Source organism: Sporobacter termitidis DSM 10068 (assembly GCF_900130065.1).
Taxonomy (GTDB): Bacteria; Bacillota; Clostridia; order Oscillospirales; family Oscillospiraceae; genus Sporobacter; species Sporobacter termitidis.
In genome coordinates, this window is record NZ_FQXV01000004.1 from 205167 (window position 1) to 226362 (window position 21196).

Genomic DNA, 21196 nt, shown 5'->3' on the forward strand with positions numbered 1-21196 from the left:
TCATGCCGCAGGACAAACGCAAGGCTTGCCCCTACGGGAGCGTTTCGAATTTTTCGCAGTCGGACAGGACCGGTTCTGTCTCCCACGCCGCGCCGTCCAGCCGCGCGCGGTAGCCGCAGCAGTTGTCGACGTACCAATCGTAGTATTGCCGCTCCGGCCTGCCGTACCGGGAGAGGATCGCCATGATGCTGCCGCCGTGGGCGACGACGACGAGCCGGTTGTCGTTATTTTCAATGCTTTCCCGAACGATCCCGTCGAAGGCCCGGCAGATCCTGTCGGCAAACGCGTCCATCTGCTCGCCGTTTGGGCAGGGGAGCGTGCAGTTCGATTCGACCCATTTCGTGTAGTCGGCGTCGTTTTGGAGCTCGTCGGCCGTTTTGCCCTCGAAATCGCCGAAGTCCATCTCCCGGAGGTCCGGGCAGACGGTCTGCGCCGCGTTGGGGAATTTGATACGCGCCGTTTCCAGCGCGCGGCGCATCGGGCTGACGTAAACGCGCGGGACGGTTTGGTCGGCGCCGGAGGCCTTGGCGTGCTCGACGCCCTCCCGGCAGAGCGGCTCGTCCGTCCGGCCGCTGTAGCGCCTGAACAAGTTGCCCTCCGTTTTGCCGTGGCGCACTAAAATAATATCCATGGGCTACCCCTTGATGACGGACGGAATGCCGCAGCAAATCCGAATGACCTTTTCCGCTTTCTCGGCAAGGCCCACGCAGAGCCGGCCCGTGGCCTCCCGCGCGCCGCGCTCCGTTTTGTCTATGGGCACGACGCCGCTGCCGACCTCGTTGCAGATGACGACCTTTTTTAAAAGCAGCGCCGGAAGGAGCCCGTCAACAGACGAAAGCGACGCCGTAACGAGGTTTTGAAGATTATAGACCACGGGGCGGCCGTCCAGCGCGGCGTCGGCCATATCCGCGTCCGTAAAGCCGAATTCCTTTTTGACATAGTCCCGTTTGCCGGAGGCAAGACCGCCGATGACGAGTATCACTGAAAAACCACCTTTTGAATCAAAATCATGGCGGCGAGCATGCAAAGCTCGCCCAGCTGCAGGAAATAGCCCGCTAGATCGCCGCTCATGCCACCGAACTGCCGGCGCGCCATGAAGAAGAGATATAGAACGCACAACACGGCGGCGGCAATCATCGCCGCGCCCAGGTACAGGTCCGTGAGGAGCAGGCCGGCAAGACACAGCAGGAAGAAAACGGCGAGGATGGCGACGGAGACCTGCTTTTCAGCCGCGTTCTTAAAGGTGCTCAAAAGCCCCTTCCCGCCGTTCGGCGCGAACAGCAGCACGGACAGGCCGGACAGCGTCCGGCTGAGCACGAACATGGCGCCCAGCAGCAGGGGCGTGCGCGCGGAGACTTGCAGCTCCGTACTCAGCGCGAAATACAGGATAAGGTAAGCCACGACGCTGATGACGGCAAAGGCGCCCGTGTGCGGGTCTTTCAAAATCTCACGCTTGCGCTCGGCAGGCGCGTGACTGGCCAGGGCGTCCGACGTGTCGCAGAAGCCGTCCAGATGGATGCCGCCCGTCACGGCGACGGGGAGGAGCGTCAGCCCGGCGGCCCGGAGGAGGGCGCCGAAGCCCAGAGCCTCGCTGATCCAGAGCCAGGCCCAGACGAAGAGCCCGACGACAGCGCCGACGAAAGGGAACATCGCCAGCATATAGCGCATGTTGTCGTCCCGCCACTTGAGCGTCGGGACGGGGAGCTTGGAGAACATCGAGAAAGCCGTGACAAACGACCGTACCAAATTCATGCCAGGACTCCCTTCACCGGGAGCGGTATACCGCAGACAAGCTCGACCACGCACTCAAAGCGCGCGGCCAGCGCCCTGTTGATATTCCCCAGCGTTTCGATATAGCGGCGCGTCTCGGCCTCATAAGCCCCGCCGTCGGAGTGGACGTCGTTGGTGACGACGACGAGGTCGCCGCACTGGACCTCCAGCGCCTCTACGCCGCGGAGGACGGCGCCGAGCGCGTCCTCACGAGCGCCGTTTTCCGCAAAGAGCTCGTTGGCCGTGAGATTGCCGAGGCATTCCAGCAGCACGGTCCCGCGTTCGGGCAGGAGAAGCCCCCGCAGGTCCGTGTACCGCTCCATGGTGTGAAAGCCCTTTTCCGCGCGCTGGGCCCGGTGCTTTTCGATCCGCCGGACGTCCTCGCTGTCAAAGGGCATCATCGTGGCGACATAATAGCGCGGCACGGGTTTCCGGACGGCCAGGGCCTCCGCGTATTCACTTTTGCCGCAGGCCGCCCCGCCGATCACCAATGTACGCATTGAAATTTCTTTCCTTTCACATTGTCCGTCCCACTTCAACATTGCCCTTCGCACTTCAACCTTGTCATGTACCGCTTCAATACTGTCCTTCACACTTCAACATTGTCATGTACCGCTCTTAATTTGTCATTCCCGCGAAGGCGGGAATCTACGTTCCTTGTGCGATGGATATGGATTCCCGCCTTCGCGGGAATGACATAAGAGTGCGAAGGAATGAGATAGCCGAGGAATAAGGATGATGGGAATGACGTAAGTGCCGGAACGGCATAAGAGCACTATTGATGCGGCTTGTACGCGTCCATGCCGATATCGGAGAACGAGGACGAGCCGTGGTAGACGGCGAGGGCCATATCCAGAAGCGGCAGGAGAGTGACGGCGCCGGTGCCTTCGCCGAGGCGCATCCCGGCCGTGATCATCGGGCGGAGGTCCAGCGTGTCCAGCAGCATTTTGGCAGCCGGCTCCTCCGAGACGTGGCTGGCGAGCATCGCGGCTTTGGCGGCGGGGCAGAGACGCGCCGCGATCAGCGCGCTCACCGCGCTGATGATCCCGTCGATGATAATGGGCACACGGTACAGCGCGCCGCCGATGAAAATCCCCGTCATGCCGGCGATGTCAAAGCCGCCGAGCTTCATGAGGATATCCAGCGCGTCGTCCGGGTCCGGCCGGTTGACGTGGATGGCTTTTTCAATGACGTCGATTTTGCGCCTGAGCGCGTCGTCGGACAGGCCGGCGCCGCGGCCCGTCACCTCCTCCACCGGCCTATGTAACAAAACGGCGGCGACGGCGCTGGAGGTCGTGGTGTTGCCGATGCCCATCTCGCCGGTGGCCAGGATGTCATAGCCCTGCTCCCGGCAGTCCTTGACGAGCCCGATACCGGCCTCGATGGCTTTTTCGGCCTGCTGCAGCGTCATGGCGGGACCCTCGGCGATATTTTGCGTGCCGTCGGCAATATGGCGGTCCAGGAGCAGGGGGTTGCTGAGCTTTTTGATCATGCCCATGTCGACGGGGATGACATCGGCGTCGGCCACCTTGGCCATCCGGCAGACGGAGGTCTGTTTTTTCGTCAGGTTCTCGGCCACCAGGAGCGTGATGTCGCTGGGGGACTGGGAGATGCCCTCCCTGACGACCCCGTTGTCCGCGCAGAGGACGAGGACGCCGCGCCTGTCCAGCCGGACGTTGGGCGATCCCGCCAGGCCGGCGAGGGTGACCACCGCGTCCTCAAGGAGGCCCAGGCTGTTCAGCGGCTTGGCGATGCTGTCCCAGTGGGCCTGCGCCCGCGCCCGCGCCGCGGCATCCGGCTTCGGTATCTGATTGTTCAGTTCGGAGTAATTCATAAGTTTATCCTCTTTGCAAAATAAGCGCCAAATAAAAAACTCTCCGCATGACGGAGAGGCGAAAAGAGCACTATTGCAATTTCACGTCAGCCAAATGTCCGTCAGCTTTGTGCGCATAATTCAGGCGGCCGGTATTCTGGCTCGGGCGTCGTGGCAGCGTTTCGCCTTCCCATGGAAGCCACAGTGGCGTATGAAACGTGCTGGTACCCATACAGCGGCGGCTCCGCGCGGGATTTTCACCCGACTTCCCGTCGCCCGAATGTTTGTCCTCTCAGTTTAACATATCGGCCCATTTTGTCAAGAGCGCGGGCGCCCGCCCGCCCCGGCAGAGGTATAGCCGCGCCGGCGGGGAGCGGCGGGAGCAAGCCCCCGCCCTACAGCTGCGGTACGGCAAGGGATACCGTCTCCCCGGCGTCACGGACCGGGCGGGCGCGTTTGTTGACAACACCGGGAAATCGTGTTACGGTGAAGCTGCTTTTGAGGTGACTAACTATATGAATGATAAGAATATTTCTAACCGGGTTTATCTGTCCACCGTGGCCGGAGACGCGGCGCCGGTGGCGGCGGAATACGGGCTTGGCCTGGAGCTGGCCGAGTTCTGCACGGCCAGCAATATGGACGCGGATTTTAACGAATGGGACGCCGTTGCGCGGGAAAAGATGAAGAGCGCGGACAGGCTGGTCCTGCACGCCGCGTTTAACGAGCTTTGCCCGGCGGCCATCGATCCGCTCGTCTTGGACATCGCCAAAAGGCGGTACCGGCAGGCGTACGAGCTGGCGGCGGGCTACGGCATCCGGCGAATCGTGGCCCACTCGGGATATGTGCCGTTTGTATACTTTAAGCAATATTTTGTGGATCGCTCCGTGGAGTTCTGGCAGGAATTCCTGTCGGATAAACCGGCGGATTTGACGGTCGTGCTGGAAAACGTGCTGGAGGACGAGCCGTTTATGCTGATCGACGTGGTGAAGGGCGTGGGCGACCCGCGCCTGAGGCTCTGCCTCGACGTCGGCCACGCCAACATCACGAAAAAAGACGTCACCATGGAGGAATGGGCGCGCGCCGTCGTCCCGTACCTGGGCCACGCTCATCTGCACAATAACCGCGGCTGGCCGGATTCGCACGATCCGCTCTTCGACGGAGACATGGACCTGGAGGCGCTGCTGCATATCCTGGCCGGCGGCGCGCCGGACGCGACGCTGACCCTGGAGATACGGGACAGCTGCCGGTCTTCTGTTGAATGGCTTGCAAATAAGGGGTTTTTAGACCGATGAAATATGAATGTCACGGACATATCATCGCCGACGGGGTCAGCTATCAGGAGGCGATGGCGCGGCATAAAGGCGGGATTGACGCGGCTTATGTCCATAAGGCGCTGAAGACTGTCGCCGCGCACGGCATTGGATTTTACAGGGACGGCGGGGACAAGTACATGGTGTCCGCCTTCGCGAAGAAGATCGCGGGGGAGTACGGCGTCGATTACCGCACGCCCGTCTTTATATCGCACAAGGCGGGCTACTACGGGTCCATGTACGGCCGGAGCTTTGAAAACATGCGGGAGTTTCACGCGCTCATTCTCGAGGCGAAGGCGCAGGGCGCCGATTTCGTCAAGCTCACGGTCTCCGGCATGCTGGACTTTGACGACGGGGGCAGGATCATGGGGCCCGTTTTCAGCGGCCCGGAATTGAGGGAAGCCGTTAAAATTTCAAATGGCGAGGGCTTTAGTGTCATGGCTCATGTGAATGGCGCGGACAATATCAAGGCGGCATTGGAGGCCGGCGTCGACAGTGTCGAGCACGGGTTCTGGCCGGACGGCGATGTGATCGATTATTTTTTGCAGACGGGCGCCGTCTGGGTGCCGACCTGCGTGGCCGTTTACAATCTCATCGATACGGGGCGTTATTCCGGCGACACCATGCGGAAAATCCACGAGGCGCAGAGAAGGGTTCTGGCCGAGGCTTATGCCAGGGGCGTTCCGATCGCCTCCGGCAGCGACTGCGGCGCCTGGATGGTACGCCAGGGGCAGGGGACGGACGACGAGCTCGCCGTTCTTGCCGGGATGGGCATCGATCCGGAAAAGGGGAACAGGGCCGTCGCGGAGAGATTCCGCCGTTTGTGACGCGTCCTGATTCCCGTAATGCGAAAAGCCGCTTAAATAAGACAAAAGTCCGCCGAAAGGCGGACTTTGTGTTTGGCGGTTGTTAATCAGTTGGTTTTTTCTGCCGTGATGGTGCCGGTGTAGCCCGCTTCGTCGATCTTGAAATCGTCGGAGGTGCCGGTGATGTAGGCTTTCATGGCGGCGACGTCCGGCTTGACGGCGGCGTAGGCGTCTTTGTCCAGCGTTGCCGTGTAGACGACGCTTTGGCCGGGGTCGATCACTGTGGTGTCGAGAATCATGATAAAGGATTTGTCCTGAGACCAGACATAGACCGTTTCGCCCTTCTGGTTGAACAGCTTGAAGTCGAACTTCTGGCCGCCGTGAGAGATCGAGACGGCTTTATCGGTGCCGTTGGCGATGGTCAGGCGCATCACCAGCGCGCCGTTCTCTTCCTCCGCTCCGGCGGTGACGGCGACCGACTGGCCGTCGGGTTCGCTGTAGCTGTCGAGAAGGCCCATAAGCCTGGAGATGACGACAACGGCTTCGGCGCGGGTGGCGCCCGCCTTCGGGTCGAACACATTGCCGCCCTTGCCGAAGGCCAGCTTCAGGACCACGGCGGAATAGATTTCGTTTCTGTAAGCATCCGTGATCTTATCATCGTCGCTGAAGGGCACGGGCTTTACCATCGGTATCACATAATTGCCGTCTGTCTTGTATTCCAGGGCGTTCATGATCCAGTGGACCATGACGTCGCGGTTCAGCGGCGCGTTCGGGTTGAAGCTGCCGCCCTTTTCCACGATCCCGGCCGTGACCAGATCGATGAGCGCGCCGGCGCCCGGGTCGGTGCTCTTCACGTCGTTGAAATCATCGGCGATATCGGGTGCGGCGAAATAGTTGATGGTGATGCCGAGCGCCTTGTACAGGCTCCGGGCAAATTCCATACGGGTGATCTGCTGCGCCGGCTTGAACAGGCCGCTCCCGTCGGAGAAAATATCATCGTAGCCGTATCCCGCGACGGCATCCGTGTACCAGGCGTTTGAGACGTCGGTATAGGCAAAGCTCCCGCCCGGGGCGGCAAGCGCCGAGAACGGCAGCGCGGCCAGAAGCATCAGGGCGACGAGCGCGCCGGCAATAATCTTCTTTTTCATGAGAACCTCCATACATGATTGATTGAACGGCTTTATGACGGCGGCTTTCGCGGGTTTGTTCCAAAATTTATGAAAGAAATGCGCCGCCTCATAAGAAAAGCCGTTTTTGGTTACATTATCTTCGCAAACGATGGGAGGAATACATCATGAAAGAAACGGTATTGGAACGGAAAAGTCCCCGCGTCAGCATCCATGATTCGGTGGAGGAAATGCTGGAGCGCATCAGGGCGGACGGCCTGACGAACACCTTTGACCGGTATGCGCAGCAGGAAAAAATACGGTGTAAATTCTGCCTTGAGGGCATGAGCTGCCAGCTTTGCAGCAACGGGCCGTGCCGGATCAGCGAAAAGACGGGGCAGGACAAGGGCGTGTGCGGCATCGGTCCCGACGCCATGGCCATGCGGACGCTCCTGCTGCACAACATCATGGGTGCCGGGACTTACGGCCACCACGCCTATGAGGCCTTTCGGACGCTGAAGGCGACGGCGGAGGGGAAGACGCCGTTTTCTATAAAGGATACAGACAAGCTCCGGTGGATGTGCCAGAAGCTCGGCATCGGACTGTCGCAGACGAATAACAAAATGGCGGCCCGGCTGGCCGACCTGCTGACGGCGCAGATGCGCATCGGAAACGGCGAGGAGAATCTGATGGTGGAGGCCTTCGCCCCGAAAAAGCGCATCCCCGTCTGGCACCGCGCCGGCATTTATCCCGCCGGCATCGAGCACGAGGAGCAAAGCTGCGTGGCCAGCTGTCTGACGAACGTGGACGGCAACTATGTCTCCCTGGCGGTGAAGGCCCTGCGCCTGGGGCTGGCCACCATCTATAACGCCCAGATCGGGCTGGAGATGGTGCAGGATATCCTCTACGGCACGCCGTATCCCCATGAGGTCAATGTCGACCTCGGCATTATGGACCCCAGGTATGTCAATATCGTGTTCAACGGCCATCAGCCCTGGATCGCCGTGGCGGCGCTGAAAATGGCGCGGACGCCGCAGGTCCAGGAGCGCGCGAAAAAAGCCGGCGCCGCCGGCCTGAGGATCGTGGGCTCTATCGAAACGGGGCAGGAGCTTTTGCAGCGGTTCGACACAGACGAGGTGTTCGCGGGGCTCACGGGCGACTGGCTGGCCATCGAGCCGCTGCTGGCCACCGGCGCCGTGGATGTGTTTGCCATGGAGGAAAACTGCTCTCCGCCGGCCATCCGCGCGTACGCCGAGAAATATCAGTTTACGCCCGTGGCCATCAGCTCGATCATCGACATGCCGGACCTCGCGCAGAAAATGCCGTACAATCCCGCCGAGGCCGGCGTGACGGCCGACAGGCTCATCGACGCGGCCATCGAGAATTTCGGGCTCCGAAGGGACGCCATCGACGTCAAGGTTCCGAAAATCGTCCAGAAGGCTGTCGCCGGCTTTTCCACGGAGGCCGTGCTGCAGGCTCTCGGCGGGCAGCTCGACACACTGGCCGACGTCATCGTCAGCGGCAAGCTGAAGGGCGTCGTGGCCCTGGCCAGCTGCTCGACGCTTCGGAACGGCCCGCAGGACTACAACACGGTCACACTCGTCAAGGAGCTCATCCGGCAGGATATTCTCGTCGTCAGCGCCGGGTGCGGCAACCATGCCCTGGAGGTGGCCGGGCTGTGCAATATGGACGCCGTCGGCATGGCGGGCCCCGGGCTTCAGGAAATCTGCGGCCTTTTGAAGATCCCGCCGGTCCTGAGCTTCGGCACCTGCACGGACACGGGGCGCATTTCCATGCTCGTCACGGCGCTGGCCGACCATCTGAACGCCGATATCCCGGACCTGCCCATCGCCGTGACAGCCCCGGAGTGGATGGAGCAGAAGGCGACGATCGACGGCGTTTTCGCCGTGGCTTACGGCGCGGCGACGCATCTCTCCCCGGTGCCGTTCATCACCGGCGCGACGAAGCTTGTGAAGCTCCTCACCGAGGATGTGGAAAACGTGACGGGCGGAAAGGTCCTCTTGGGGGACGATCCCTTCGACGCGGCGGAATGTATCTGCAAGGTCATCGGCGAGAAGCGGAAAAAGCTTGGATTGGCGTAAATACCGTGAAACAAAATCACATTAAAAAATACGGGATCGAAAATTTTGGCAGGCTGAAGGCCGTGATGCTGCACCGGCCGGACAAGGCGATCGGAAAAATTACTGAGGATAACAGGGAATTCTTCCTGTTTGATCACGTGCCCGACGTGGGCCGCTATCTGGAGGAGCACCGGAAGTATCAGGCGCTCCTGGAGTCAAACGGCGTGATAGTCTATCAGCTGTCGGACCTCGTCAGGAAGAACACGGCGCTCGTTGAGCGCCTGCCGAATCTGGCGTATCTGCACGACACCGCCGTCGTCAGCTCCCACGGCGCCATCGTGTCCAAAATGGCGTCCCGCGGGCGCTGCCACGAGGAGATCGCCGTGGGGGAGGCCCTGCACGCCCTCGGCATCCCCACGCTCTACGAGCCGCCGGAGGGCGACAGCTTCGAGGGCTGCCTGCTCATCGACGGCGACACCGTCTTCGTGGCGGACACGGAGCGGCATAACGGCCTGTCGATCCGGAAATTCATCGGCTTTATCCTGGAGCATTTCAGCCAGGTGATCTACGCCGTTATTCCCAAGGAGCGGCGCTTTATGCACCCGGATATGGTGTTGAACCGTATGACGGAGCAGCTGATGGTCTGGTACCCGCCGGCCTTTCAAGACACCTATCTCTTCACGAAGGCGGGCGTGTCCGCCATCGAGCTGAAGGAATGGATGGCGCGCCGTCACGTGACGCTCGTTCCGCTCTCCGACAAGGAGCAGCAGCGCTGGGGCTCGTCGTTCGTCCCGCTGGAGCCGGGCCTGATCATCAATTACGATATTTCACTGGAGCCGTCGACGATCAAAACGCTGGAACACGAGGGCGTGCGCTTCATCCATTTCCACCCCGACGCGCTTCTGGCCGGCGGCGGCAGCCTGCGCTGCCTGACGATGCGGCTGTGGCGGGAATAAGACGCGGATGGCGATCACAGATCGCCCCTACGGGGGAATCGGGTATGTATCGTAGGGGCGAATTGTGTTCGCCTCCTGGGTATGTTTGACAACGGAGCAGCTGTTTGTTAAACTGTAATAAATCAATAAAAGGAGAACGCTATGGAAAAGTTCGTGCCGTTTGACAAGCTGTCCAAACGGAAGAAGCGGGAGCTGCTGGCCAAGCGGCGGAAAACCTGGGAAGGGCTCAGCCCGGTGACGAGAAGGCCGGAGGAACCGAAAGCATATAAGCGCGAGAAGACGCGCCGGTGGGGAGATGATGATTCCTCGCAGGCGCGTTTTTTCGCGCTTTTTATGAGGTCATCGGCCCGGATGCCGGCGTAATATCCGGCCGGTCTCCCGCGGCGCCGGGGGATGCCGCGGGAGAAATGACGGGAGCGGTCACCGGCACCGTGACGGACATATGGGAAATGAATACCGTCATCTCGGCGCGGGTCACGTCGCTGTCCGGCCTGTATGTCCCGTCGGGGTAGCCGGAGATGACGCCCCCGGCGGACAGGGCCTGGATCGCGTTATAGGCCCAGGGGCTCGTCAGCGGGGTGACGTCGGTGAAGATATTGATGCTGTTCGTATTCTGGTACGTCAGGATATTGTTGATCATGACGGCCAGCTCCTGGCGCGTCACGGGCCTGTCGGGGTCGAACAGGTTATCGCCGACGCCGGTGACGATCTGATATTTTCTGGCGGTCTCGATATAGGCCTGCGCCCAGCTGCCCGCGCAGTCGTCAAACCGGTAGGCGGGGTCTGTTTCCGGCGTCAGTCCCAGGCGGCGGACGAGGATCACGGCGGCCTGGGAGCGCGTCAGCGGCGCGTCGGGGGAAAAGTTGTCGGCACTGTAGCCGGTAACCCAGTTGTTGAGGTACGCGTTCAGTATGTAATCCTTGGCCCAGCTGCCCTCCACGTCCGTAAAGGTGCAGTCGTTGAGCCATAGTTTATAGTAGCTCCAGGTGTTGTCCGACTCCTGGCCCAGCGCCCAGCTGCCGGTGCCCTTGATGTCGTACTTGTTCACCAGCGCCAGCTTCGCTTTGATGGACTGTTCGCTTTCGTACCAGATCGTATATGTGCCCGCAGCGAGGGCCTGTCCGCCGACGATGGGCTTTACGCCGCGGGGGCCGACGGTGATCACGGCCTTTGTGGACTGGCTGGCCGTGTCGAAGCTGACGGCGCCGCCGTAATTTTTCACGAGCTTGGCGATCTGGGGATTCGTCAGTCCGTAGCCGTTTGGAAAGCCGCCGCGGTTTGACCAGATGCGCCCGTAAAAGGGGAGGCCCAGCACCACCTTTTCCTTCGGCACGACGCTGACGGCGTAGCTCAGGGATTTATCGAGAAACGAATAACTGGAAACGGGTCCGGCCGGCCCGCCGTAATAATGCTCGTCATAGCCCATGACCATCAGGTAATCGCAGTATTCGCCGAGCCCCGCGTAATCGTAGGAGCCCTGCCAGCCGGCGGAGGCGCCCCAGGGATTGGCGGCCACGGAAACGGCGATCGTTTTTCCGGGCTCCAGCAGCTCCCGGAGCGTTTTGACGAAATCCACATAGGCCGCCCGCTCATTCACCGTGACATTTTCGATATCGATATTGACCCCATCCAGATCGTAACGGCGCACGGCCTCCACCAGGCTTTGGGCCAGCTTTTCCCGGTTGCTCAGGGCGACCTTGCCGACGGCTCGGGACCAGTCGTTGGACAGGTAGGGGACGACGGTGATGCCGCGGCTGTGCATGTCCGACACAAACGTCGCGCTGACCGACGACGTCAGCGTCAGATTGCCGTCCTTGGTCAGCGCGAAGTAATTCGGCGCGACCTCGCTTAAGGAGTTCTGGGCGTTGTCCACCATGGCGGTGTAGTTCGATGTATTGCTGAAAAATATGTAGGACATGTTGAACCTGTATTCCGCGGCCTGTCCCGCCGCCGACAGGGCCGTGGTCAGCAGGACGGCGAGGCAGACGACTAATATGCCGATTTTCTTCGCCTTTTTCAAAATATCACTCCCTAAACTTGAAAACGGTATCACATGCCGGGCTTTTATAGTTTAATTCGCCGCCCGGGAGAAAGCAGTCGGAAAATGACAGGAAATATAAAATGGGAGAAAACGGAAATGAATCGCCCCGGCTCCTGGCCGAACGGCTCGTATTTGCAAAAAAAGATGCAGACGCAAATTTCGCGTCTGCATAAAAGATAGAACATCTATACAAGGAAGGAATAATCAGTTGTCAGGGAGCCGCGTCAGCAGCGCCGTCAGCTCGGCGCGGGAGATGCTGACCTCCGGCCGGAAGGTGCCGTCGGGGTAGCCCGTGATGACGCCGCTGGCGCTGAGGGCGGTGATGGCGCCGTAAGACCAGGAATTGCCGGAGAGGGTGACGTCGCTGAAGGCTGCCTGCTGCACCACGTCGGGATAGCCCAGGGCGTTGCGCACCATGACGGCGATCTCCTGGCGGGTGACGGGCCTGTCCGGCGCGAACACATTGCCGCCGACGCCGGAGATGAGGTTATAGCGCCGGGCGGTGTTGATATACGCCTCGGCCCAGCCGCCCTTCGCGTCGTCAAAGGCATAGGCGGTGTTGGCTTCCAGGGGGTAGCCCAGCATGCGCACAAGGACGGCGGCCGCCTCCGCCCGCGTCAGGGGCGCGTCGGGCTCGAAGGTCGCGGAGGATGTGCCGTTGACCCAGCCGTTCATATAGGCCTTGAATATGTCATCGCGCGCCCAGCTGTTCTGAATATCGGCGAAGGTGCAGCCGTTGAGCCAGAGCGTGTAATAATCCCAGGTACCGGCGCTTTCCTGGCCAAGGCTCCAGCTGCCCGTTCCTTTGAGGCCGTACTTCTGGACCAGGTTCAGCCTGGCCTTCAGCGTCTGGCTGTTTTCATACCAGATCGTATACGTCCCGGCCACCAGGGCTTTGCCGCCGACGACGGGCTTTGTATCACTGTCCCTGACGGTGAACGTGGCGCGGGCCGACTGTGTGGCGCTGTCAACGGTCACGGTGCCGCCATAGGCGGCGAGGAGCTGGTCGACCTTTGTGTTGCTGACGCCGTATCCGCCCGGAGAGCTGCCGCTGTCCGACCAGATGCGCCCGTAAAAGGGCAGGCCCAGCACGAGCTTTTCCTTCGGCGCCTTGCTCAGCGCGTAGGCGATGGATTTTTCGACGAAGGAAATGCTGTCCACAGAGCCGGGCGCGCTGCCGTCATAGTGCTCGTCATAGGCCATGATGAGCAGGTAGTCGGCATACTGCGCGAGCCCCGTGTAGTCGTAGGAGCCCTGCCAGCCCGTGGTGGCGCCCCAGGGATTGGCGGCCACGGCCACCGCGATCGTCTTTCCGGCGGGGAGTTTTTCCCGCAGCAGGCGCAGGAGATCCACGTACGCGGCCCGCTGGTCCTGGTTGACGTTTTCGATGTCGACGTTGACGCCGTCCAGATTATAGGCGGCGACGGCGGCGGCAATGCTGGTCGACAGAGCTTCTCTGTTATTCAGGGCGTTGACGCCGGTCTGGTTTGCCCAGTCGTTGGTGAGATAGGGCACCACGCGGATGTTTCTGGCGTGCATGTCGCTGACAAAGGCGGGCGATACCGCGTTTGTGAGTTTCAGGCTGCCGCTGGCGTCCAGGGTGAAATAATTCGGCGCCACCTCGTCCAGGGAGTCCTGAGCGCCGTCAACGAGCGATGTATAACCCGTGGAGCTGCCGAAGTATATGTAGGACATGTTGAACTTGTAATCCAGCGCATCGGCGCTTATCCCGGAAAAAAGAGACAAGAAAACGGCGGCGCACAGCCAGAGACAGAGCTTTTTCAATTGTCGACCTGCCTTCGTATCGGTGATACGACTACTCTACCGGATTGCCGCGCCGTTTTCCACGCACAAATACAGGCAGGACTGGCGGATTCCGGCAGACGCTGCCAAAATACCGCGGCGGCGAAAAAGGCGCAAGCGGCCGTTATTGCCGCTTGCGCCTTTTTCGCCGGAGAGCGTTCAGCCCATGTTGCAGGCGCCGCCGTCGATGACGATGGTGCTGCCGGTGACCCAGTCGGCCTCGTTGGAGGCCAGCCACACGGCGGCATAGGCGATGTCGTTGGGGACGCCCAGGCGGCCGGCGGGGCAGACCTCCTTTTGAATCTGCTTCCGGGCCTCGGGGCTGTTGCGGACCCACTCCGGCGTCAGGTTCGTCTGGACGGGGCCGGGGCAGATGACGTTCAGGCGGACGCCCTGGGGTGAAAACTCGCGGATCATGTCCCGCGTCATCTTGTTGACGGCGGCCTTGAAGGCCCCGTACAGATAGGCATTCGTCTCCGGCTTCATGACGGAGATGGACGCCACGTTTGTCACGGAGCTATGGCCGTTTTTCACAAGGACTGGCAGAAAGGCCTGCATCGTCCAGTAATAGCCGCGGAAGTTCGTTTCAAAGAGCTTTGCCAGGTCCTCGTCGTCGTGCTCCAGAAACGGCTTGTGGACCAGGACGCCGGCGCAGTTGAACAGCGTCGTCACGCCGCCGTATGTATCGAGCGCCGCCCGCAATAGCCTGTCGATGTCGCTCTTTTGGCGCACGTCCGTCCGGACGTAGATGCCCTCGCCGCCGGCGGCTTTGATGCTTTGGAGCGTCTCCGCCCCGTCGGCCTCGTTCCTGTTGGCGCAGACGACCTTGGCGCCCTCCCTGGCAAACATGACGGCGGTTGCCCGGCCAATGCCGGAACCGGCGCCCGTCACGACGGCGATTTTCCCTTCAAGTCTACCCATCATCCATTCTCCTCCGATGTTTTTATGCGGCGCCGGCGGTGCCGTATACTGTAAAAGGATATAAAAATTTACCATAAGTATAAGGGCGCCAGACAAAAATTGTAAAGTTGTAATCCTACGGATTTTAGCGGCCGGTTCTGTATATATTCACATTGACAGTCCGTTTTGCCACCGGTATAATTTATGACATATGACAAATTTTATCAGTAGAAAGGGGCTGCGCCATAGACCGTGGCGCGTTGAGCGCGTATGGAAGCAAACGGAAGCAGAACATATTTAAACCATGTCGTGCAGTATTCGCCCGAGTATTCCTTTTGTGCCGGGTGCACCTCCTGCGAGGTCGTCTGCACACTTGTGCACGACGGGCTTGTCAGCCCCAGCCACAGCAGGATATTCGTCGACAGGGACGCGCGGACAATGGTACATACGATCCTTTCCTGCCAGCACTGCGCCGACCATCCCTGTTACGACAGCTGCCCGAAGAAGGGCGCGGCGATGAAGCTGGACGAAAACGGCATCGTTTATATCGACGAGAGCCAATGCGTCGGCTGCGGCCTGTGCGTGAAGGCCTGCGTGTTCACTCCGCCGCGGATCAATTTCGTGCGCTCTGCGGACAAGGAAAAGCGAAAGGCCAGAAAATGCGATCTCTGCCGGACGCGGCCGGAGGGGCCGGCCTGCGTCGAATGGTGCCCCGTGCGGTGCATCGGGCTGAGCGAAAGCTCGGTGGCGGCGCCGCTGCAGCGGGAGGCGTGAAATGGGCGACAGGCTGTACGGCTACGCGGGCAAAATCGCCCGGATCGATCTTACAAACTCCGCCGTCGAGCTCATTCCGACGTCAAAGTACGTGCCGGAATACATTGGCGGGCGGTCCGTCTGCAACAGGATATTCTGGGAGGAGGTCCAGCCCGGCGTGGGGGCCTTCGACCCTGAAAACAAGCTGATTTATATGACCGGCCCCACGACGGCCACGGGCATCCCCACCGGCGGCAGGACCGTTTTCACCGGCATCTCGCCCAACAGCTGGCCGGAGCAGTACTGCTGGAGCGGCATCGGCGGCTGGTTCGGCGCGGAGCTGAAGTTTGCCGGGTACGACGGCCTTATCCTGGAGGGAAAGGCGCCGGCGCATACATACCTGTACATCGAGGACGGCGACATCCGCTTTTTGCCGGCGGAGCCTCTCTGGGGCCTCATGGTGCACCCGGCCCAGAAGAAGCTGGAGGAGCTGCACGGCAAAAACGTCAAGAGCATCGTGATCGGCCCGGCGGGGGAGAACCTCATGCGCAACGCCAGCATCACCACCTCCAACGACAACGTGGCGGCCAAAAGCGGCTTCGGCGCCGTCTTCGGCTCAAAGAATCTCAAGGCGATCACCGTCCGGGGTACGGGGGCCGTGTACCCCGCCGATATCAAAAAACTCTACGCGCTCCGGAAGAAGATGGGCGAGCCGTATATGCGCCCGAGCCCGGTCGTCCGTGAGGAGACCCACGGCATGGACCAGAACGCGATCCCCGTGGAGGGCGGCTGGCTTCGGGGCCAGGTGGCCTGCAGCCACGGCTGCAACCAGCACTGCTGCCGGCTCATGATGAATATGAAATCGGCCTTTGGCGATGCGCGCATCAACCAGGTGGAAAAGTGCGTGGGCATCTTTGCCTACGGCTTTCAGCAGGACTGCAGCTGGACGCCCATACAGAGCTTTGAGACGGAACAAAACCACTTTTTGCCCTGCAAGATGCTGAGCCAGGAGATGCCGCCCATCGATATGTCCGACCCGCACGTGACGGCGCTTTTTGAAAAGGTGCCCGGCGACACGGTCAATTACTGGAAGCCGGACTTCGACAAGGGCAGCGTCATGATGGACATGTGCAACGAGTACGGCATCGACAAGTGGGACGTTATCGTCTGGTTTATGACGTGGCTGTCCATGGCGAAAAAGGAGGGGCTGCTGGACGACCTGGACTTTGGGATGGAGCCCGACGTGGAAAACGAGGAGTTCGTCAAATACTTTCTTGACATGATCACGTACCGGAAGGGGAAGTACGGTCCGGTCTTCGCCGAGGGCATGGCCCGCGCCATCAGGACGCTGGGCAAGGAAAAGTACGGCGACACGATTTACAGGGGCCGGTTTTCCCAGGTGAAGCCCGGCGTGCGCCTGGACCTGCCCGTCAGCCTGGAGACGGCCTGGGGCCACAGCTACCACTGGCAGGGCCGGGGTTTTGAGGGCTCGATCCCGAAGCCGGGCTGGCTGGCCACGTCGCTGGAGCTCATGACGTCGACCCGGGACTGCCAGACGGTGGAGCACCACCACCAGAAATATGAGGAATATCTTCAGTTCAGGGGCGATCCGTGCCACAGCCTGCTGCTTGTGGACGGCGTTATCATGAATCAGAACAAAGCGGAGCTCAAGGATTCGGTCACCTCCTGCGAGTGGCAGTCGCCGGACCTGTTCTGGCCGGAGATGGAAGCGGAGGCCTTCACGGCGGCGACGGGCATCCCCATGACGGAGCGGCAGCTCAACGCGGCGGCGGAGCGCTCGAGGCTTTTGTTCCGCGCCATATTGATGCGCAACTTCGGGCGGGACAGGGACATGGAGGTCGGCGCCGTTTTTCCCTCCATGCAGTACCCCGATCCCTGGGGGGAGACGGTATCCTGGGAGGACTGGAACGACCTGGTCGATCTCTACTACGAGCGGCGCGGCTGGGACAAAAAGACAGGCTGGCCGACGCGGGAAACCTTCGAGCGCTACGGCTTGAAGGACGTTGCCGACGCCCTGGAAACGCTCGGCAAGCTGCCGTCATGAAAATCCCTGCCGCGGATGGCGCACAAACGCTGTCCGCGGCTGACTTTTGCCCTTCCGGCTTTCGGAATACGAGCCATATTTTGACTTAATTGACATAATTCCTTATTATTCAGCAGATTATTTAGGGCCATTTTGAGAAATTTTGAGAAATATTCTTGACAAATGTAGAAACTTGTGATATTTTCACGACGTAAGTGAAAAAAGTTCATATCAAACGATAATGGCAAACCTGTTGAAAAGCAGGGACGCAAAGCTATGGGTCTAAGGTTCTGATGTCAGCCGCGGAGGCTTGACGGGGGACTATGACAGCCGGTTGCCGAACTTGATGAAAGGATCGTATGACAACCTCCTTCACGAGTTCCAGTGAAGGAGGTTTTTGCTGTATTAAATAGTATCAAATAATATCGGGAAATGAGTAGAAAGAAGATATTTTAGATACGAAAGGAACTGCATCATGACAAGAGATATTTATAGGAAACAGTTGATTGATTTATACGCCGAGGGGCGGAGCGTCGATGAGATCTGCGCCGAGCACAATGTCCCTAAATCGACGTTTTACCGGTGGATCAGAAAAGCGCGCAGCGCGCAGCCCGATATCTCTGAAGATGATATCCGCACGATTGTCATGCGCATCGAGCAGTTGGAAGAAGAAACGATGACTTACAAAAAAATCCTTCAGCTCATCAAAAAGGTGGATAAGTAAGTCTGCCGAAGCAGTGTACTGCGCCCCGGTTGACCGGGGCGTTTCGCTTGGCGGCCGGTGCTTGGGGCAGAAGCCCGCAGCCTTTGGAAAGGCAGGGGAACACCGTGGCACGCCGAGAAAAGACTTGCGCTTTTTTCAAACGGAGATATAATATTATCTAACGTTAAGTAAAATTCGAGGATGAACTATGGAGTCGGATTTAAGAGCGCGCATCAAGGAAGTTGCAGTGGATCACTTCAATCGAGAGGGCTATCACGGCGCGACGATCCGCAATATCGCCAAGGACGTGGGCTGCTCTCTGCCGATGGTCTATTATTATTTCAACAGCAAGAAGGAACTTTTTCACGAAATTATCAAGCAAGACTATTTTGAAATTCTGGACAGACATTCAAGGCAGGTCCAGAACAAAGATATCGTCGAGTTTTATACCCAATATGTCTACACGCTCAACCATCTGGACAGCTATGACAAAAAGGTATACAGGCTCGGGGTCAAGGTGTCCCTGTCGTTCGACGGGGACGAGGAGCTCAGCGAGGTGATGGACGAATGGGAGAAAAGCCAGATTCCCTGGCATTTTCAGCACGTTATGCCCCATCTGAGCGATGTCGGCAACTGGATCGTCATCATTCGGACGCTCATCCATCTTCTGGACAACCTGATTGAAACCATCGTCGTGAAAGACCGCTATCTGTCCGAGGAGGCGATCCGCGAGGATATCCGCATCGTCCTGGACAAGGCGCGATAAAAAACGGCCAAGGCCGAAGAGAAAGGAAAATGGGGATGGGATACGATCCGATGTCTGCGTCCTCCGCCGGAATCCACGGGAGGACCGTCCGGATTTCAGGCAATCTCGAAGGACGCGGAAATATCGCGGCGAACGTCCGCGAACCGGAGGGCGCCCGGAACGCGCCCGCTGATAAAACGCCGGCGCCGGCTGTTTCCGGGATATCGTCCCGGGAGCCGGTGCAATCCGCCGTCACCGCCGCCAGCTGCGCCAATGCCGACAGCGCCGCCGTGCTGGAGGGCTATTTGACGCTGGCGCGCCAAAGCGCTTGTCTCAGGGGCTATATGTACTGATTGCCGCGCACGCTGCTCTGAATCGTGACGGGCCGCAGGCTTTGCAGCATCGTGAGCGCGTCGTCCCTCGTATAGGAATTGGCGGCAGCGCGCAGGTGCGCGATGCGCTTTTCGATCGCCTGGACGCTGTCCTGCGTGGCGGCGGCCGATCTGACCTGGTACAGCCGCGTCAGCGAGACGTCCCGCCCCGTGGCCGCGGCGGCGACAAGGTCCGCCCGGTATTCAAAGCTGATGTCCCAGGGCTTCCAGACGTCTTTGAAATAGAGATGCGCCACCTCGTGCCACAGCCTGTTGTATATGAATTTCGGATTGCGCGATTTGATCAGTGTACTGCCCAGAATAATAAAGCTTGTGCCGTCCCTGTATAGGGCGCTTCGAGATTCCCGGTCGTCCTTCGTCACAAAGACGGGCAGCCCGCACCAATGATGTGCGTAAACGCACCATTGCTCCGTGTTGTCTCTGCTGAGGCATAAAATATTGCTGACTTCCATGCTCACCATTCCATTTTCTCGTAATTTATGAGAAAATTATAATGGAAGCATGTGGAAATATTTGGCGCAATAACGCGAATAAGTCGAAAATAATCACCGGAAATCGTTCGTGCGGATCGGTTCCCGATGATGTTTTTTGATAATTTCCGCCGTTTACCGGGCTTTGACTGGAGCGCGGCAGAAAGCGCCGGCATGCTCAGACATATGGCCGGGCGTATAAATCCCTCTTTTTCAGGCCGTTTTTCTTTGCCGACGAGATCCAGTCCAGGCTGGCGGCGGCAAAGTACAGGCGGCGGGGGAAGGCGGCCTTTACTTCAAGATTTGCCGTCTCCCCGGCGGGGTCGGCCGTGAGGTCCGTGCGCATCCGTTCAAACGCCGCATCGATGGCGGACAGCGTCTTTTTCATGAAAGGCGCTTCCTGCGCCGGCAGTAACATCCCGCCGCCGCCGATCATGAGGCCGAAACCGAAAGAGGCGCCGATTTTCTCACTGAAGCTTTTGACGACGCGGACGGCCTCCTCGTTGATGCCGGGCTCGGGAAAACCACAGTTGACGGCGCAGAATACGCGCGGCACTGTTGGCGCGGCCTCCCGGGCGGCAAGATACGCCTCAAAATCCTGCAGATACCGGATCAGCAGCCCGGGCAGGCAAAAGAAATAGAGGGGGAAGATGAATATGAGAGCGTCCGATAAGCGCATGCGCTCAAAGTCGTCCTCCGGCCTATGGGCCGCGCTCTGCCGCACGTTGATCTGATGCACAAGGACGCCGCCGCCTGAGAAAACTTTCTTTGCCCGGTCCGACAGCCAGTCGGAGACGGCGGCCTCGCCGACCTTCGGGCTGGCGGCGATGAGCGAGACGGTTTTTGCGCTGTTCATAGATGACCTCCGATTCTTGAAAGGCTGAGGCGGCCCAGCGCCTCCGGCAGCTCCGCCGGGTCGCCGCAGATCAGAACCTCGGCGCCGCCCCTGTGCTTCTTTATGATATCGGTAAAAAGGCGGGCGTCCTCCCGGGTCAAATTCTCACCGTAACCGATCATGATCTGGCAGGGATAATCTATGTACCGCGGCGGGTGCATGGTCGAGCCGTCCGGCCGGGTTTCAAAAAACGGCAGCATGTTCGGCAGCCACCGGTCGACCGCGTTTTTGATGTTTGCGGAAAACTGCCCGAACACGATGGGGCAGATGTAGAAAACGGCGTCGCTCGTCATGGCGCTGTTGTTGACGGACGACATGCCGTCACCGATGACGCATACACCCGGCTTTTTGACCCAGCAGCCGAAGCAGCCCATGCAGCATTTCAGCGTATCCCGGTCCAGGTGCGCCTCTTCGACGCCATAACCGCGCGCCTTCAGAAAGCCGCGGACGACGTCATTGATTTGCGCGGACCTGGCTGAGCGCAGCTCCTCGTCGGAGACAACAAATGCCTTCAACTTGATTCCTCCTTAGATGTTAACGGTGTCAACATCAATATACTATGCGATGTTTACATTGTCAACATTTTGTGCTAAAATCAACGCAGATTT

The 21196-nt window shown here is 59.7% G+C and carries 22 protein-coding genes and 2 riboswitches; of the genes, 10 read left to right on the forward strand and 12 right to left on the reverse strand.

Annotation, left to right across the window (positions count from 1 at the left end; genetic code table 11):
* Window positions 1-31: 31 nt before the first annotated feature.
* The 5 genes from BUB60_RS07820 to cobT form a co-directional block, all read right to left on the reverse strand.
* A complete protein-coding gene (locus tag BUB60_RS07820) occupies window positions 32-631 on the reverse strand; it encodes a histidine phosphatase family protein (protein ID WP_073077421.1) in 600 nt (199 codons plus the stop codon).
* Between the two features lie 3 nt (window positions 632-634).
* Window positions 635-982, reverse strand: coding sequence for a bifunctional adenosylcobinamide kinase/adenosylcobinamide-phosphate guanylyltransferase (locus BUB60_RS07825; RefSeq protein ID WP_073077423.1), 348 nt, complete (start codon window positions 980-982; stop codon window positions 635-637).
* A complete protein-coding gene (locus BUB60_RS07830) occupies window positions 979-1752 on the reverse strand; it encodes an adenosylcobinamide-GDP ribazoletransferase (protein ID WP_073077425.1) in 774 nt (257 codons plus the stop codon). Before BUB60_RS07830 ends, BUB60_RS07825 begins: the two co-directional genes overlap by 4 nt.
* Window positions 1749-2270 (reverse strand): bifunctional adenosylcobinamide kinase/adenosylcobinamide-phosphate guanylyltransferase, encoded by a 522-nt coding sequence (locus tag BUB60_RS07835; protein ID WP_073077427.1) that lies wholly within the window; start codon window positions 2268-2270, stop codon window positions 1749-1751. Before BUB60_RS07835 ends, BUB60_RS07830 begins: the two co-directional genes overlap by 4 nt.
* Before the next feature lie 275 nt (window positions 2271-2545).
* Window positions 2546-3604: a nicotinate-nucleotide--dimethylbenzimidazole phosphoribosyltransferase gene (cobT, locus tag BUB60_RS07840; RefSeq protein ID WP_073077429.1), complete on the reverse strand. Its 1059-nt coding sequence runs from the start codon at window positions 3602-3604 to the stop codon at window positions 2546-2548.
* 109 nt (window positions 3605-3713) lie between these two features.
* Window positions 3714-3908, reverse strand: a riboswitch (cobalamin riboswitch).
* A gap of 190 nt (window positions 3909-4098) precedes the next feature.
* On the opposite strand from cobT, the gene BUB60_RS07845 reads away from it, so the two are divergent.
* Together BUB60_RS07845 and BUB60_RS07850 are read left to right on the forward strand one after the other, a co-directional pair.
* Entirely contained in the window at window positions 4099-4875 is a 777-nt protein-coding gene (locus tag BUB60_RS07845) for a sugar phosphate isomerase/epimerase family protein (RefSeq protein ID WP_073077431.1), read from the forward strand.
* Window positions 4872-5720: an amidohydrolase family protein gene (locus BUB60_RS07850; protein WP_073077434.1), complete on the forward strand. Its 849-nt coding sequence runs from the start codon at window positions 4872-4874 to the stop codon at window positions 5718-5720. The genes BUB60_RS07845 and BUB60_RS07850 overlap by 4 nt, the downstream gene beginning before the upstream one ends.
* 86 nt (window positions 5721-5806) lie before the next feature.
* Here the strand turns inward: BUB60_RS07850 and BUB60_RS07855 are convergent, their stop codons facing one another.
* On the reverse strand, window positions 5807-6847 hold the full coding sequence (locus BUB60_RS07855) for an S-layer homology domain-containing protein (RefSeq protein WP_073077436.1): 1041 nt from the start codon (window positions 6845-6847) through the stop codon (window positions 5807-5809).
* A gap of 146 nt (window positions 6848-6993) precedes the next feature.
* Here BUB60_RS07855 and cooS point away from each other — a divergent pair, with 146 nt between their 5' ends.
* The 3 genes from cooS (at window position 6994) to BUB60_RS07870 (ending at window position 10205) form a co-directional block, all read left to right on the forward strand.
* The gene (gene cooS, locus BUB60_RS07860; protein ID WP_073077438.1) at window positions 6994-8907 is read left to right on the forward strand and encodes an anaerobic carbon-monoxide dehydrogenase catalytic subunit; all 1914 of its coding nucleotides are present in this window, start codon (window positions 6994-6996) and stop codon (window positions 8905-8907) included.
* Window positions 8908-8912: 5 nt separating this feature from the next.
* A complete protein-coding gene (locus BUB60_RS07865) occupies window positions 8913-9842 on the forward strand; it encodes an arginine deiminase family protein (RefSeq protein ID WP_200796612.1) in 930 nt (309 codons plus the stop codon).
* 141 nt (window positions 9843-9983) lie between these two features.
* Window positions 9984-10205 (forward strand): hypothetical protein, encoded by a 222-nt coding sequence (locus tag BUB60_RS07870; protein ID WP_073077440.1) that lies wholly within the window; start codon window positions 9984-9986, stop codon window positions 10203-10205.
* On the opposite strand, the gene BUB60_RS07875 is transcribed toward BUB60_RS07870, so the two are convergent.
* From BUB60_RS07875 to BUB60_RS07885, 3 genes are all read right to left on the reverse strand, one after another.
* Window positions 10174-11862, reverse strand: a complete 1689-nt coding sequence (locus tag BUB60_RS07875) for an S-layer homology domain-containing protein (protein WP_073077443.1) — start codon at window positions 11860-11862, stop codon at window positions 10174-10176. The two genes, BUB60_RS07870 and BUB60_RS07875, sit on opposite strands and share 32 nt — an antisense overlap.
* A 225-nt stretch (window positions 11863-12087) precedes the next feature.
* Window positions 12088-13668, reverse strand: coding sequence for an S-layer homology domain-containing protein (locus BUB60_RS07880; RefSeq protein ID WP_084726338.1), 1581 nt, complete (start codon window positions 13666-13668; stop codon window positions 12088-12090).
* A gap of 177 nt (window positions 13669-13845) precedes the next feature.
* Entirely contained in the window at window positions 13846-14607 is a 762-nt protein-coding gene (locus BUB60_RS07885) for an SDR family NAD(P)-dependent oxidoreductase (RefSeq protein WP_159435367.1), read from the reverse strand.
* A 249-nt stretch (window positions 14608-14856) separates the two neighbouring features.
* On the opposite strand from BUB60_RS07885, the gene BUB60_RS07890 reads away from it, so the two are divergent.
* The 5 genes from BUB60_RS07890 (at window position 14857) to BUB60_RS07910 (ending at window position 19184) form a co-directional block, all read left to right on the forward strand.
* Complete coding sequence (locus BUB60_RS07890) at window positions 14857-15360, forward strand: 4Fe-4S dicluster domain-containing protein (RefSeq protein ID WP_073077449.1); 504 nt, start codon at window positions 14857-14859, stop codon at window positions 15358-15360.
* Between the two features lies 1 nt (window position 15361).
* Window positions 15362-17404 carry an aldehyde ferredoxin oxidoreductase N-terminal domain-containing protein gene (locus tag BUB60_RS07895; protein ID WP_073077451.1) on the forward strand — a complete coding sequence of 681 codons (2043 nt, stop codon included), beginning with the start codon at window positions 15362-15364 and terminating at the stop codon, window positions 17402-17404.
* Between the two features lie 212 nt (window positions 17405-17616).
* A riboswitch (cyclic di-GMP riboswitch) is annotated at window positions 17617-17725 on the forward strand.
* Window positions 17726-17858: 133 nt separating this feature from the next.
* The gene (locus tag BUB60_RS07900; RefSeq protein ID WP_073077453.1) at window positions 17859-18107 is read left to right on the forward strand and encodes a helix-turn-helix domain-containing protein; all 249 of its coding nucleotides are present in this window, start codon (window positions 17859-17861) and stop codon (window positions 18105-18107) included.
* A gap of 187 nt (window positions 18108-18294) precedes the next feature.
* Window positions 18295-18852 (forward strand): TetR/AcrR family transcriptional regulator, encoded by a 558-nt coding sequence (locus BUB60_RS07905; protein WP_073077459.1) that lies wholly within the window; start codon window positions 18295-18297, stop codon window positions 18850-18852.
* Window positions 18853-18887: 35 nt separating this feature from the next.
* The gene (locus BUB60_RS07910) at window positions 18888-19184 is read left to right on the forward strand and encodes a hypothetical protein (RefSeq protein ID WP_073077466.1); all 297 of its coding nucleotides are present in this window, start codon (window positions 18888-18890) and stop codon (window positions 19182-19184) included.
* Here the strand turns inward: BUB60_RS07910 and BUB60_RS07915 are convergent.
* The 3 genes from BUB60_RS07915 to BUB60_RS07930 form a co-directional block, all read right to left on the reverse strand.
* Complete coding sequence (locus BUB60_RS07915; protein ID WP_073077468.1) at window positions 19172-19684, reverse strand: hypothetical protein; 513 nt, start codon at window positions 19682-19684, stop codon at window positions 19172-19174. The two genes, BUB60_RS07910 and BUB60_RS07915, sit on opposite strands and share 13 nt — an antisense overlap.
* A gap of 187 nt (window positions 19685-19871) precedes the next feature.
* Window positions 19872-20549: a hypothetical protein gene (locus tag BUB60_RS07925; RefSeq protein ID WP_073077472.1), complete on the reverse strand. Its 678-nt coding sequence runs from the start codon at window positions 20547-20549 to the stop codon at window positions 19872-19874.
* Window positions 20546-21103 (reverse strand): flavodoxin family protein, encoded by a 558-nt coding sequence (locus BUB60_RS07930; protein WP_073077474.1) that lies wholly within the window; start codon window positions 21101-21103, stop codon window positions 20546-20548. Before BUB60_RS07930 ends, BUB60_RS07925 begins: the two co-directional genes overlap by 4 nt.
* Window positions 21104-21196 lie beyond the last annotated feature (93 nt).